Origin of the sequence: Capnocytophaga canis (assembly GCF_000827555.1) — a bacterium.
Taxonomy (GTDB): Bacteria; Bacteroidota; Bacteroidia; order Flavobacteriales; family Flavobacteriaceae; genus Capnocytophaga; species Capnocytophaga canis.
In genome coordinates, this window is record NZ_CDOI01000101.1 from 18,063 (window position 1) to 31,930 (window position 13,868).

The window sequence follows — 13,868 nt, forward strand, 5'->3', positions numbered from 1 at the left end:
CCTATAAAAAACTGAGAGTTCTTATTTTACAGGTATAATACGATAAGAATAACTGTAAGGTCTGTGTAAATAAAGCAGATACTGTGCCATTGGTAAATTACCCCAGCTGTTATCGCCTCCTACACCTAACTGCTGATAATCAACGTCTAAATGTATGTGTTGATCTTTTTCCAATTCTTCGGAATGTGTTTGTTGTTTTTCTTCTCCAGGGTAAAGTGATGCAGGACTATAGGGTAATGCATTGATATTCATGAATTTTTCTTCGCTTTGGACAAGAATTCCACTGCCATCTTTACGCAGTAATTTTGCATATCGCACTTGGGTTTTATTCCCCGATTCTTGTGGTCGTACATACGGGTGGTATTGTTCGTCAATACTTCCTTTGTAAAGTCCTACAAAAGCCGAGGTCTGACGATCTTCATAGCTTTCCCAAGGTCCTCGTCCGTACCATTCGAGATTTGTAAAATCTTTTGAAAGAGTAACATGGTTTCCTATTTTGAAAGTTAATCTGTCGCTTTCCCTCAAAGGAACAAATGTATTTTCTACTAAAAAGCTTCCTTTTCCGTCGAAAGTCAATGTTTGAGTGAATTTAATGCTGTTTTCTATCAAAAATTTATATATTTTCACTTGCTTTTGTCCATTTTCAGCGTCCGAAAGCGTTATTTTTTCAATTTTTGCATCTTTATCAGCATATCTTAAGTCTTTTAACTTTTTTTGTAAACCAGCTCCAAAATCATTGTCAGTAGCAGGTCGCCAGAGGTTTAGGTAAAGCCCTTCCCCTGAAATGTTTTCTTTTCCATTAGTTTGGTGATATACCAATCTTCCTTTTTCTTTAGAAATGGTTGCTTTGAAATTTCTGTTTGATAGTGTTATTTCTTTGTCTGTTTGTTCGGTAGTAATAATGTTATTATCTACTTGATATACAGGTTTTTTGTAGGTGTTTAATGGAAATTCGGCAAAAGCCAATGAGGTGTTGGCAGTTAAAATACCTTCATCAGATTTCAATTTACCTTCGATCTGCAAGTAGTATTCATTCTCTGGGTCATTTTTTACGATTTCGGATGCTAATCTGTTAATTTCCTGTGTGTTTTTCCCTTTTTTTGTCAATTTTTCTCTGATTACCAACGGGAAAACTCCTTTTTGTCGTGGTAGTACGTTAATGTTATCTAATTTGCCTTGGTTTATAGGAGTTCCATTTCTTAAAAGAGTCCAGCTGAATTCGAAGTTCGATAAATCACGGAAAAAATATTTGTTTTGAACCATTAATTTATCTTTTTCAAAGGAAAATCCAATTTCTTGGTACACCTTTCTGACCTCATAACTATGAGGATGAAAGGTTCTGTCCGATGCGATTACTCCATTAATCAAGAAGTTATTGTCGCTGGGTGTGTTTTTATCACCAAAGTCGCCGCCATATGCCAAGATGGTTTTTCCTGAAGCATTTTTCTTGTAAATACCTTGATCCATCCAATCCCAGATATAGCCACCTTGCAAACCGGGATAGCTCTCAAAAACATCCCAATATTCTTTAAAATTCCCAATACTGTTACCCATTGCGTGAGCGTATTCGCAGAGTAGAAATGGTTTTTTTGGGTGGGACAAGCCGTAGTCAATCAGGAATGGGATACGACGATACATTCGTGATTCTATGTCAGTATTCCAATCATAGTGAGCTAGTTCGTGGTGTATAGGTCTTTGAGGATCAAGAGCTTTTAGCATTTTATAAGCTTGGTAGAAATTCCAACCGTTCCCTGCCTCGTTGCCTAAACTCCAAATAATAATGCTTGGGTGGTTTTTGTCTCGTTGATACATTCGCATAATTCGCTGTTTATGAGCTTCTTCCCATGCGGTGTTAGTGGCAAGTGTTCGTTCTGGTTTGTAACCCATACCATGGCTTTCTACGTTGGCTTCATCCATCACATAAAGCCCGTATTTATCACATAATTCATAGAAATAAGGGTCGTTAGGATAGTGTGAAGTACGTACACTGTTGACATTCAATTGCTTCATCAGTAGGATGTCTTTTTCCATACTTTCTCGACTGATAACCTGTCCTGTTACAGGATCGGTATCGTGACGATTTACTCCTTTGATGAATATTCGTTTTCCATTCACCATTAAGTCGCTACCTTTGATTTCGATACTTCTAAATCCGATGTGCATACTTACTGCTTCGCTGATTTGATTTTTATCGTCCCTAAGTAGAACTTCCAAGCGGTACAAGTTTGGTATTTCGGCACTCCATTGCTTTACCAGAGGTAAGTTAGCTGAAAAATAAAGCTCTGTTTTGCTGTTTTTTCGTTGAATTTGGGTAATGCTTTTAGTTTCTTGCCATATTTTTTGGTTTTTATCGTTGAAAATAGCAGTTTCTAACTGATAATTACCTTTGTTTTCATCAGTTTCATTCCAAATTTGTACTAGCAAATCCAATTTTCCGTCGGTATATCCATTCGAAAGTCCTGTTTTAGCGTCAATATCGTAGAGATGTACTTTCGGACGTGCATACACATAGCAATCGCGAGTGATACCTGAAAGTCGCCACATGTCCTGAGCTTCTAAAAAACTTCCATCTGTCCATCGGCGAACTTCCATCGCAATTTGATTTTTCCCCGCTGAAACGTAGTCAGTTATGTCGAACTCTGAAGCTAATTTACTGTCTTTACCTACACCTACAAATTTCCCATTTACATATAATTTGAAAGCTGATTTTACAGCTCCTAGGTGAAGATAAACCTTTTCATTTTTCCAATCCGAAGGTATTGAAAATTCTTTACGATAAAGTCCCGCAGGTTGATTGATTCCATCTGGGACATCTGGTGGATTTGGGTTTTTTGTTGCAAATTCGAACTTTTCATTTACATAAATTGCTGTTCCATAACCGTTCAATTCCCAAACGGAAGGCACTTGTATTTTGTCCCAAGAACTGTCGTTGTAATCGGTTTTAAAGAAGTCCGTTGGTAATTGTTTGTAATCTTCTTTCCAAAGGAAATTCCATTTCCCGTTCAGGTCAATGTACCGGTTGGAGGCTTTGTAGTTTTTCTTTTCAGCCTTTTCTGAGGATTCAAAAGGCAGGTAGTGACTACGCATGGGCATACGGTTAATTTCCTGAACCGCTGGATTTTCAAAAATAGGGTCTAAAAAGGGTTGATCTTGTGCATGTAAGTTTGCTGAAAAGCAGGATAACAACAAAGTCGATGCAAAAAATTTTACAACTGTGGTCATAAGTATTTATGGTATTGGTTATATTATTCTGTTGATTTTTAAGGTTTTCTATGTCAAATCATGAAAATGTATTTGTTGTTTAAGGTTCTATATATACCATTTCTTGAAACGGAACTACTGTTGAAAATCCTTTTTTGTGGAAATAATCGAATACGTAGTTTCGTTCGCCCACGGCCAAAACAAAATCCCCTCCCCATGCTCCTAAACTTTTGATACTTCCTGAAAAATCTCGAAAAAGAGTTTCTTTGACCGTGGGGATTTTGAGAAAATCGGCTATTATTTGCTCGTGATTATCAATCAATTGGCAAAAATCAGATAGCGAAGTCGTTCGGATAATATTTTCCGTGATTTCTGTAATGCGACTTGCCAAGTTTTTCTTACTTCGTTTGATGGATTTATATAGGGCGATACCTTCCTTACTATTTTGTTTCTTATTCAAATATACGAAAAACAACTGGTCGGTCTGTGGCAGTAAAAATTGTAACGGATAGGCGCTGGGGCGATTTTCCGTCAGTTTGTACAGTATGGGGGTTTTATGCATGGCACAAGCGATGTCATAGCCACTGCCTCCAAAACTTTTGAATAACAACTCAAATGGGTTTACTCCTGCCCATTGAGCGATATTGTTAATTAAGGTGGAAGAAGTACCTAAGCCCCATTCTCGCTCAAACTCTAAATGAGTTTCTATCTGACAGTGACTTAGTTGAGTAGCGAATGTAGGATTCAACTCCACGGCCGTATTTAAGATATTTAGCAAAGTTTCAGCCGTTGTTGAAAATGTTGTATTTTGTTTAAAATCATCGAAAGTCAATTCATGGTGTTCAAACCATACTTTTTTATTAAAGTCAAAACTTTTCCACGAAAATCCTTGATTTGTTTCCGAAATACATAAGGATTGTCCCAAACGCGTAGGGAAAGCTAAACTCAACGCTCCATCCAAAACGGCATATTCTCCCGTGAGTAATAGTTTGCCTCTACTGTGAAAAAATTTTGTCATATCTTGTCGCTGAATATTTTTTTCGTACATTTGTTTCTTGTGTTGCAAAGGTAAAAAATATTACGGATAAATGTCCTATTTTTTTGGGATAAGCACTCAAATATGTGTTTGAATTTGTAAACATCTTATGTTAAAAATATTAAAAATGAATGCAGAGAAAGTTACTAATCATATAGTACATTGGCTAAAGACCTATGCCGAAAATGCAAAGGTAAAAGGCTTTGTCATTGGAATTTCAGGAGGAATTGATTCAGCAGTTGTTTCCACACTTTGTGCCGAGACGGGCGTGCCGACACTTTGCTTGGAATTGCCAATACATCAGGCAGAAAATCACGTGAGTAGAGCTAAAGAACATATCGCTTTTTTGAAAGAAAAATACAGTAACATCACTGATTTGCAAGTAGATTTGACACCCGTTTTTGACCAGTTTGTAAAGCAAATTCCTACTACCGATCAACATTCCTATGAAATGGCATTGGCAAATACGCGTTCTCGACTTCGCATGACTACGCTGTACTATTTTGCAGGTTTGGACGGACGCTTGGTTGTTGGGACAGGTAATAAAATTGAAGATTTTGGAGTAGGATTTTTTACTAAATATGGCGATGGGGGAGTAGATATTAGTCCTATTGCCGATTTGATGAAGAGTGAAGTCTATCAGTTGGCGCGTTATTTAGGTGTTCCTGAATCCATTGTAATGGCGAAACCTTCCGACGGGCTTTTTGGCGATGACCGAAGCGATGAAGACCAACTCAAAGCGAATTATGACGAACTTGAATGGGCGATGTTGCAACACGAAAACGGCAAAACGACTGAGGATTTTTCAGGCAGACAAAAGGAAGTTTTTGAGATTTATCAACGGCTCAACCGAGCTAATCAGCATAAAATGAATCCCATACCTATTTGTAAAGTTGAGAATAGCGTGAAAAAAGGTTAGATTACAAGTATATTCAAGAATACAGTCGTTTTTTCTGAAGAATAAATGAGAATCATATTGTTATTTATCATAAGTTTTTCGATGTATAGCCAAACATTGGAAGGCTTTGTTATTGATTCTCTGACCCAAGAACCGCTTCCGTATGCAAATATTTCTTTTTTGGATAGAAATATTGGAGTTTCAGCAGATGAAAATGGATTTTTTAAGTTGGATATATCAAAAAAAGAGTCTGAAAATGTATTAATATCGTTTGTAGGTTATGAAAGTAAGATTATTTCATTAGAAAAGTATGTTGAAAACAGAAAATATACGCAAAAAATAAACTTATTGCCCACAACCGAAGTTTTAGAAGAAGTCGTTTTAGTAGAAAAACAATTGCAAAAGGCAAAAAAAACGAATGTAGGGACGTTCCATAAAAAGGGTGTTTTTCTGAATTCTGTTCCATTCGGATATGAAAAAGCGGTTTTTATTGAGAATAAAACACGAAAATCGGGACAAATAACCGCTGTTACGCTCTATTTTAAGTCAGAAACGAACGAGCTTTATGAACCACTTGAAGCCTTTTTCAGATTGAATTTTTACAACGTGGACGACAGAGGTTTTCCAAAAGAAACGCTTTCAAAGGAGTTGTTTTTGATAAAACCTGGCGTAAAACAGCAAAAAATTAGGGTAGATTTATCAAATTATGGATTACCTTTTCCGGAAAAAGGGATTTTTGTTGGAGTAGAAGTGATTAATCCGACAGAAAAACAACCAAAAGGGAGTTTGTACGTGACAAAGCCGAGTTTAGTCCATACGCATACGGATAAAAACATCGTAATAACACGATTTCGAGGTAAGGAATGGTATAAAAATAGTAAAAAATCGACTTTTAAAAAGGAATATTACGCCGTTCCGAGAGTGAAAATGGAAGTTTTATTGCCAAATCGTGAATGATACAAATTTATGTGTGAAACAAAAATAATAAAAACATATAGAAATGAACATATTAATATTAGGTTCGGGTGGACGTGAACATGCTTTTGCCTTGAAAATTAGTCAAAGTAAACTTTGTGAGAATTTGTATGTAGCTCCAGGCAATGGAGGAACGCATCAAGTGGCTACCAACGTGAGTGTTTCTCCTACTGATTTTCAATCGGTTAAGAAATTTGTTTTGGACAATCAGATTACTATGCTTGTGGTAGGCCCCGAAGATCCTTTGGTACACGGAGTGTATGATTTCTTCAAAAATGATTCTGATTTACAGCATGTCCAAGTAGTAGGGCCTTCAAAGGAAGGAGCAAAACTCGAAGGTAGCAAGGAGTTTGCCAAACAATTTATGCAACGTCATGGCATACCTACGGCAAGATATGAAAGTTTTACAAAAGAAACTGTTGAACGGGGGTGCCAATTCCTATCCACGATGCAACCTCCATATGTTTTGAAAGCTGATGGACTGGCAGCAGGAAAAGGGGTGTTGATTATCAATGATTTGTCTCAGGCACAATCTGAATTGAGAAATATGTTACTGAACGAAAAGTTTGGAAGTGCAAGTCAAAAGGTGGTTGTGGAAGAGTTTTTGGATGGTATCGAATTGAGTTGTTTTGTACTGACTGACGGTAAAAATTATAAAATTTTACCTACAGCTAAGGATTACAAACGAGTAGGGGAGAATGACCAAGGACTTAACACAGGAGGTATGGGAGCTGTTTCGCCTGTGCCATTTGCGGATGCGGATTTTATGCAAAAGATTGAGGAACGCATCGTTCAACCGACAATCGCAGGGCTCAAAAAAGATTCCATTGAATATCAAGGATTTGTGTTTATAGGATTAATAAAAGTTAAGGGAGAACCTTATGTGATTGAGTACAACGTACGCATGGGCGACCCTGAAACAGAAGTCGTACTACCTCGTATTGAAAGTGATTTAGTAGCTGTTTTTCAGTCGCTTAGAAGTCAAACATTGGATGAATTAACCCTGCAAATCAATCCAGAAAGTGCTACTACAGTGATGATGGTCTCTGGAGGATATCCCGAAGACTATGAAAAAGGAAAGATCATTACAGGCGTAGAAAACGTTTCAGGAAGTATCGTTTTTCACGCAGGAACAGCGCGTAAGGGTGATGATTTAGTGACTTCAGGAGGTCGCGTATTGGCGGTGACATCTTTTGGAAAAGATTTTAAAGAAGCCTTAAAAAAATCGTATGAGAATATCGAAAAAATTCATTTCGATAAGATGTATTTCAGAAAAGATATAGGGTTTGATTTGTAAATAATCGATTGTATATCACTTTAAATGTAACACAAGAGAAATGAGACTATCCGAAGAGTTTGGTTTTTAGCAATACTACATTGAAAACCAACTTTTTCAGGTGGTCTCTTATTCTTTTCTTTCCTTTTTCATTTAGATTTAGCAGAACTAAAATTGTTGATAAGATTGATTTTCAGTAATTTATCATATTTTACAAACAGAATATGTTAAAAAATACTTCAGTTACATAAAAACCACCCGAAAACCAACGAAGATTTGCCCCAATGCATTGCGATTATCTCTTCTGGCTATGCGTATATTCATTTTTTGCTGATTGTAATGCCCTCCACGTGTAACTTTATCCTCTGGATACGAGTGGTTGCTTGGTGTCTTACTCATTATTGCCATAAAAAACGCACTGAAAACTGAAGGTTTTTCTTTTTTCTCTTCTGTATTCCCGAGTTTATAGTCATACGACGTGAAATCATCTTCGCACCACTCTGAAACATTGCCATTCATATCATAAATACCGAGTTCATTAGGTTTTTTCTTACCAACTGGCTGAAGATAATCTGTATTTTGCCGATGCCAAGCTACTTCATCAAGCGTATTACTCCCCGCATAAGTGTACTTTTGAGTTTTATTTCCTCCACGAGCTGCATATTCCCATTGTTCTTCCGTAGGTAATTTGCCTCCAACCCATTGAGCGTACGCATTTGCTCCGTACCACGATACCAATACCACAGGATGTTGTTCATATCCCTTTTTGGCGATGTACTTGCCGTTTACTTTTTCAATCTGGCTCCAACCTTCTTTTAGTTCTATGTAAGGAATGTCGCCTTTCATCTGATTGCCTTTTGCATTTAGGAATTCGGCATATTGTGCATTAGTGATTTCGTATTTGCTTATCTTAAAAGTTTGTAAAAACACCTTATGTTGCGGGTGCTCAATGGTTTCTCCTTCCGATTTTGGACTTCCCATCAGGAAAAAACCTCCTTCTACTAAGACCTTATCCTTTTCTGGGTAAGTTCCTTTCGTTTGTGCTTTTATCATTGTCGCAAATGAAACAAGAAAAATAAAAAATATTTTGTGATGCATAAATTATTATCGGTTTTTTACAGAAAATAATTACTTCTTTATAAAAAAGTAGAAAGGACAAGTTAGTTCTTGCCCTTTAATTATTTTTCCAAAATTAGTTCTATTTTTGAAAATAGTTCCCTGACACATTCTTCTATGGTTTTATGCGAAGTATCAATCTGTATTCTATTTTCAGTCCAATTTTCGTAATGATATTCTGATATAGCTTCCCAATTGGGTAATTTCAAATTTTCTATTTCAGATATTCGATTAAAAACTCGCCTATGGTGTTCCTCTTTATCTGAACACACAATTTCAATGTTAATTAGAAAAGAATTTGTGTTATGAGCTATATTTTTCCATTCATCACGAGTTAAGGTGATTGGGTTGCAACAATCAGCAACTACATTCATTCCCAATAGTAAATTGTCTTTGGCGATTCGATATGCCATTCGATATCCTTCTCCTTCTACATTAACATTACACAAGTCACGAAGCCCTTGCTCAATGGTATCTATACGAAGATACACTGCAATAAATTTTGATACTATCCATTTGGAGAGTGTTGATTTTCCAGAAGCAGGAAGTCCTGAAAAGACAAATAAAATAGGACGCATAACTCACCAAATTAGTACGCTCTATCTTTCTTTCCTTCGTAATAGTTGATAAAAGCTCGGTTCACTACCCTATTTCCGCCGTTGGTAGGATAATCGCCTGTGAAATACCAATCGCCCAAGTTCTGCGGACAAGCTTGGTGTAGATTTTCAACGCTTTGGAAAAGTATTTCTACCTCTGGCATAAAGTTATCAGGTAATAGCATCTGTGTGATTTTTCGAGTAATTTCCTCATCGGTAAATGGTGCATAAATTTCTTTTACATGATTAATTACCTTATCGTCACTCAAATTTACTTGGGAAATACATTTCTTATACGTCTCATCAACAATGTTGTATGTTCCCCGTTCGCGATGTAATGCTAACGCAGCCTCAAAAGCAATCAATTCTTCCATACGAGCCATGTCAATTCCGTAACAATCGGGATAACGAATTTGAGGAGCGGAGGAAACTACCACGATTTTCTTTGGATGTAGGCGACCAAGTATACTCAAAATACTCTTTTTTAGAGTTGTTCCACGTACGATACTATCATCAACAATAACTAGATTATCTCCTTTTTCTACCGAACCGTAGGTGATGTCATAGACGTGAGCCACTAAATCATCACGCGAACTATCCTCAGTGATGAATGTGCGCAGCTTAGCATCTTTGATAGCGACTTTTTCCTTACGGATTTTTTCAGAAAGGATTTCATTCAATCGCTCGGGAGTTATGTTTTTCTCTGCTAAAATGAGTTGTTGTTTCAGTTGGTTGAGGTAGGTGTTAGCTTCTTCCACCAATCCTAAATAAGAGGTTTCTGCCGTATTGGGAATGTAGGCAAATACGGTGTTTTTCAAGTCATTATCAATTGATTTTAAAACATCAGGCAGTAATAAAGCTCCTAATTTCTTACGTTCTCGATAAATTTCCTTATCGCTTCCTCGTGAGAAATAAATCCGCTCAAACGAACATGCTTTTCGTTCCAACGGTTCTACGATTTGCTCAATACTGAGGTCTCCATTTTTTTTGATAATAATTCCTGAGCCTGGTTCAAGTTCGTGGATTTGGTCGAATTCCAAATTGAAGGCCGTCTGAATTACAGGTCGTTCCGAAGCTATAACTACAACCTCTTCATCTTTATAATAGTATGCTGGACGGATACCTGCTGGGTCACGAACCACAAACGCATCACCGTGTCCGAGAATTCCTGCCATTGCATATCCGCCATCCCATCGCCGTGCTGATTTTCGCAAGATTTTCGCCACGTCCAGTTCCTCAGCAATGCGTTTGGAGGCTTCTATCTTTGAAAGTCCTTCGTCCTTAAATTTACGGTAAAGATTTTCTACTTCGGTGTCCAAAAAATGTCCGATACGCTCCATAACCGTAACGGTATCAGTGTTTTCTTTCGGATGTTGACCGAGTTCTACCAAACGTTGGAAGAGTTCTTTGGCATTGGTCATGTTGAAATTTCCTGCCACAATCAAGTTGCGCGATTGCCAGTTGTTTTGTCTTAAAAATGGATGTACACTCTCTATGCTGTTCTTCCCGAAAGTTCCGTACCGAACGTGTCCTAAATAAATCTCACCCAGATAAGGCAACATGCGACGTTGTTCCTGTACATCGTTTTTTAGTTCTGGATATTCTTTTAGCAAATTACTAATCCGAGTGTTAATTTGCTTGAAGATGTCTTGAATCGGTTGTGATTCGTTTGACCGTACTCGACTGATGTAGCGTTCACCTGCCTGCATGTCAAATTTGACACTCGCCAAACCCGCTCCATCCTGTCCGCGATTGTGTTGTTTTTCCATCAACAGGTACATTTTGTTGATAGCATAAAAAAGGGTTCCGTACTTTTCTTTGTAGTACTCTAAAGGTTTTAGCAGTCGCACCATCGCGATACCGCATTCGTGTTTTAAATTGTCACTCATTGTCTTTTTCTCCTATCCCTCTAAATAAGAAAGTTTTTTGTTTTGAAATTGTCGGGCAAAAATACAAAAAAGAAAGCAAATCACACATCTGCTTTCTTTTGTAATGTTATTTTTATGGTGTATCTATCTCAAATTTTGTCAGTTCTTTAAACTGTAGTAAACGTTGTGAGAATTCATTTTTGCTTAGGTTGAGAACTCGTTCAGTACCAAATTTTTCCACGCAGAACGAGGCCAGAACAGCACCGTAGACGATGGCGTTTTTGATGCTTTCGAAAGAATAATCTTCAGCGTTAGTCAAAAAGCCAACCATTCCACCAGCAAATGTGTCACCTGCACCTGTGGGATCAAAGACTTCTTCCAAAGGTAGGGCAGGAGCAAAAAACACTTTGTCTTGGTGAAACAATAATGCCCCGTGTTCTCCTTTTTTGATAACTACATATTTGACTCCCATCTTCATAATCCGTTGTGCAGCTTTTACCAACGAGTATTCTCCCGTAAGCTGACGTGCTTCTTGGTCGTTGATGGTAATCAGGTCTACCTTTTGGATAACTTCCATCAGTAAATCCCATGTGTGAATCATCCAATAGTCCATTGTGTCAAGAACCACCAAACTTGGTTTCTGCTGCATCTGTTCCAACACATCCAATTGAATCCTTGGGTGCAAATTCCCTAACATCAGCACATCTGCTTTTTTATATTCTTCAGGAACTACGGGCTTAAAATCAGCAAGAACGTTCAGTTGGGTTTCGAGTGTATCACGTTTGTTCATATCATGATGATATTTACCTCTCCAAAAGAATGATTTGCCTCCTTTAACAATTTCAATACCTGAAGTTTTGATGTTTCTATCGCTAAGAAGTTGTAAATATTCGGAAGGATAATCTTCTCCTACAATTGAAACGACCGCCGATTCTCCACAACAGTGCGATGCTGCCAAAGCAATATAGTTTGCAGCACCTCCCATAATACAGTCTGTTTTTCCGAAAGGCATTTCAATTGCATCAAAGGCTACGGTTCCAACGATTAAAAGTTTTCCCATTATAAATCAGATATGAACAAAAAACTATAAAATATTTTATCCTATAATGAAAGTATTATTTTTTCTTTAAGCTAAACAAATAACGTAGTCCTGCATAGGCTTGTATACCTTGAACAGGATAGTACGCCCATTGGTTGTAGTTGTTTGATAATAAATTGTTTACTTTAGCAAAAAGCATAAATTGTTTGTTGATTGTATAATCAACGTGGAAGTTGAGGTCGAAATATCCATCAACAGTTAAAGTTTGGGTGGAGTAGTTTAAGTCATACCGATTCCCTACATAAAATGCATCTACTCCTGCAAAGAGGTTTTCTATGATTTTAACATCCGTAAACAACGATGCTTTGGTTTCTGGTAAGTTCCATACCTGAGTTTGGATGTCGGGTGTGAAGCGGTTGTATTGAGCTTCAAAATCAAAGAAAAATCGTTCTGCGATGCTACCCTCCATACCTGCTGTTAGGTTGAACATGTTGACTTTGTCATAGACCAAACTGAAAGCATTATTATGTTGATATCCAAGGTTTCCTGTTTCTGTGTGGGTGATGAACATTGGCAAGTTCTCACATTGCTTGTAACCAGCTTTAATTTTGTAGTACAATCCTGTACCCACCTCTCCCTTGACTCCTCCGAAAGCATCAATGCCAATATTTGTAGGTGTAATATGCTGTATTGGGGCTAAAAAAGGATTGTTTTTAGAGAGTTTCTCAAAGGTATTTTGCTGCATCATCCCACGAACACCTCCGTGGAAAATAGTATTCCCTTCCAAAAGTTTATACGAAATTTCTACGTCGGGGTAAGCCTTGAATCGACTTTCATTGGTTTGATTTCCTCCTAAATAAGCTATAGCAAGTCCGACTTTCAAATCCAGGTTATCCATGGTTAAATTATACGATGGATTAGCACCAAAAATTAACCATTTATTTTCAATTGCACTTGGAGTAAGAGCGGTAGCCCGATTGAATTTACTATTGTAGTAATCCAATAAGACTCCAAAATGTATTTTTTGTTCTTCACTGCTGATAGGTAGCTCAAAAGAAGGTGATGTTTTCACGTTTATTTCGCTAGTGTCAAACGCATCTGACAATCCACTAAACTCAAAATCAAGTCCTTTAAAGTATGGGTTTGCGAGTTTTATGTAAGCATTTACACCATAATCGATATAGGTTTGCTTTAATCCGGTAAGGGCTTTCAGCTGTTCTTCGGAAGCGTAGAATCCTTTTTGGATTCCGTACCAATTGTTCGATCTTCTCCCGAAATCGGCAGCTATACCGAAGTTGTAATCACTATTCAAAAAGTCGTATCGCAATTGAGCTGTTGTTTTCGCATAGTTGTTATCTGGAATCACTCCTTTTATGTCACCATTGGAAGACAGATGTTCAGCTATGAAAGCCAAATTACTTTCGTTATTTACGGGTAAGGTTATGGACGCATCACCATATAACGTGTTTGCATTTCCAAAAGCTCCTCCTATGTATGAATCCAAGTAACGTTCTCTTTTTATGTTGGTTCTCATGGCACTTGCCTTTCCCTTTTCAGGTACGAAAGTTGATGCCACAGGTACAGAGTAAATAGAATAATTGATTTGTCGTTTAGCTATTGACAACGAATCGGCTTTGAGATTAGCATCTTCACGTTTTTTGTAAGCATCGGCAATTGAGGCTGTGTAGGAACGAACTACGTCTACTACTTTGGTGCTTAAGCTGTCACGTTTAGTTTGCCCCGTAACTATTCCAAAAGTTGATAACGCAATTATCAATAGGGATTTACGGTAGGATATATGTTTATTCATTGTTCTTTTTTTTAGAAATATACCATTAATATATTTTGTTTTTGTTCATTTGG

The 13,868-nt window shown here is 37.4% G+C and carries 10 protein-coding genes; 3 read left to right on the forward strand and 7 right to left on the reverse strand.

The window, feature by feature from the left end; all coding sequences use genetic code 11:
- Nucleotides 1-21 precede the first annotated feature (21 nt).
- Both CCAND38_RS02905 and CCAND38_RS02910 read right to left on the reverse strand, forming a co-directional pair.
- The gene (locus CCAND38_RS02905; protein WP_500681092.1) at nt 22-3,222 is read right to left on the reverse strand and encodes a glycoside hydrolase family 2 TIM barrel-domain containing protein; all 3,201 of its coding nucleotides are present in this window, start codon (nt 3,220-3,222) and stop codon (nt 22-24) included.
- A 79-nt stretch (nt 3,223-3,301) separates the two neighbouring features.
- Nucleotides 3,302-4,219 (reverse strand): GYDIA family GHMP kinase, encoded by a 918-nt coding sequence (locus CCAND38_RS02910; RefSeq protein WP_042343831.1) that lies wholly within the window; start codon nt 4,217-4,219, stop codon nt 3,302-3,304.
- A 145-nt stretch (nt 4,220-4,364) separates the two neighbouring features.
- Here CCAND38_RS02910 and nadE point away from each other — a divergent pair, with 145 nt between their 5' ends.
- The 3 genes from nadE to purD are packed head-to-tail and all read left to right on the forward strand — an operon-like array spanning nt 4,365 to nt 7,407.
- Nucleotides 4,365-5,156 (forward strand): NAD(+) synthase, encoded by a 792-nt coding sequence (gene nadE, locus CCAND38_RS02915; RefSeq protein WP_042006356.1) that lies wholly within the window; start codon nt 4,365-4,367, stop codon nt 5,154-5,156.
- Between the two features lie 45 nt (nt 5,157-5,201).
- Nucleotides 5,202-6,092 (forward strand): carboxypeptidase-like regulatory domain-containing protein, encoded by an 891-nt coding sequence (locus tag CCAND38_RS02920; RefSeq protein ID WP_082024940.1) that lies wholly within the window; start codon nt 5,202-5,204, stop codon nt 6,090-6,092.
- A gap of 43 nt (nt 6,093-6,135) precedes the next feature.
- Nucleotides 6,136-7,407 (forward strand): phosphoribosylamine--glycine ligase, encoded by a 1,272-nt coding sequence (gene purD / locus CCAND38_RS02925; protein WP_042343795.1) that lies wholly within the window; start codon nt 6,136-6,138, stop codon nt 7,405-7,407.
- 222 nt (nt 7,408-7,629) lie between these two features.
- Here the strand turns inward: purD and CCAND38_RS02930 are convergent, their stop codons facing one another.
- The 5 genes from CCAND38_RS02930 to CCAND38_RS02950 form a co-directional block, all read right to left on the reverse strand.
- Nucleotides 7,630-8,439: a formylglycine-generating enzyme family protein gene (locus CCAND38_RS02930; RefSeq protein WP_042343796.1), complete on the reverse strand. Its 810-nt coding sequence runs from the start codon at nt 8,437-8,439 to the stop codon at nt 7,630-7,632.
- Between the two features lie 125 nt (nt 8,440-8,564).
- Nucleotides 8,565-9,080, reverse strand: a complete 516-nt coding sequence (locus CCAND38_RS02935; RefSeq protein WP_041990812.1) for a P-loop nucleotide/nucleoside kinase family protein — start codon at nt 9,078-9,080, stop codon at nt 8,565-8,567.
- Between the two features lie 11 nt (nt 9,081-9,091).
- Nucleotides 9,092-10,987, reverse strand: a complete 1,896-nt coding sequence (locus CCAND38_RS02940) for an amidophosphoribosyltransferase (protein ID WP_042343797.1) — start codon at nt 10,985-10,987, stop codon at nt 9,092-9,094.
- Between the two features lie 112 nt (nt 10,988-11,099).
- On the reverse strand, nt 11,100-12,026 hold the full coding sequence (locus CCAND38_RS02945; RefSeq protein ID WP_042006344.1) for a PfkB family carbohydrate kinase: 927 nt from the start codon (nt 12,024-12,026) through the stop codon (nt 11,100-11,102).
- 55 nt (nt 12,027-12,081) lie between these two features.
- Nucleotides 12,082-13,815 carry a TonB-dependent receptor gene (locus CCAND38_RS02950; protein ID WP_042343798.1) on the reverse strand — a complete coding sequence of 578 codons (1,734 nt, stop codon included), beginning with the start codon at nt 13,813-13,815 and terminating at the stop codon, nt 12,082-12,084.
- Nucleotides 13,816-13,868: the final 53 nt, after the last annotated feature.

Excerpts from the sequence above, each read along its gene's own strand:
- CCAND38_RS02905 (WP_500681092.1), bottom strand. The coding sequence starts at position 3,222 with ATGACCACAGTTGTAAAATTTTTTGCATCGACTTTGTTGTTATCCTGC.
- CCAND38_RS02910 (WP_042343831.1), bottom strand. The coding sequence starts at position 4,219 with ATGACAAAATTTTTTCACAGTAGAGGCAAACTATTACTCACGGGAGAA.
- nadE (WP_042006356.1), top strand. The coding sequence starts at position 4,365 with ATGAATGCAGAGAAAGTTACTAATCATATAGTACATTGGCTAAAGACC.
- CCAND38_RS02920 (WP_082024940.1), top strand. The coding sequence starts at position 5,202 with ATGAGAATCATATTGTTATTTATCATAAGTTTTTCGATGTATAGCCAA.
- purD (WP_042343795.1), top strand. The coding sequence starts at position 6,136 with ATGAACATATTAATATTAGGTTCGGGTGGACGTGAACATGCTTTTGCC.
- CCAND38_RS02930 (WP_042343796.1), bottom strand. The coding sequence starts at position 8,439 with ATGATAAAAGCACAAACGAAAGGAACTTACCCAGAAAAGGATAAGGTC.
- CCAND38_RS02935 (WP_041990812.1), bottom strand. The coding sequence starts at position 9,080 with ATGCGTCCTATTTTATTTGTCTTTTCAGGACTTCCTGCTTCTGGAAAA.
- CCAND38_RS02940 (WP_042343797.1), bottom strand. The coding sequence starts at position 10,987 with ATGAGTGACAATTTAAAACACGAATGCGGTATCGCGATGGTGCGACTG.
- CCAND38_RS02945 (WP_042006344.1), bottom strand. The coding sequence starts at position 12,026 with ATGGGAAAACTTTTAATCGTTGGAACCGTAGCCTTTGATGCAATTGAA.
- CCAND38_RS02950 (WP_042343798.1), bottom strand. The coding sequence starts at position 13,815 with ATGAATAAACATATATCCTACCGTAAATCCCTATTGATAATTGCGTTA.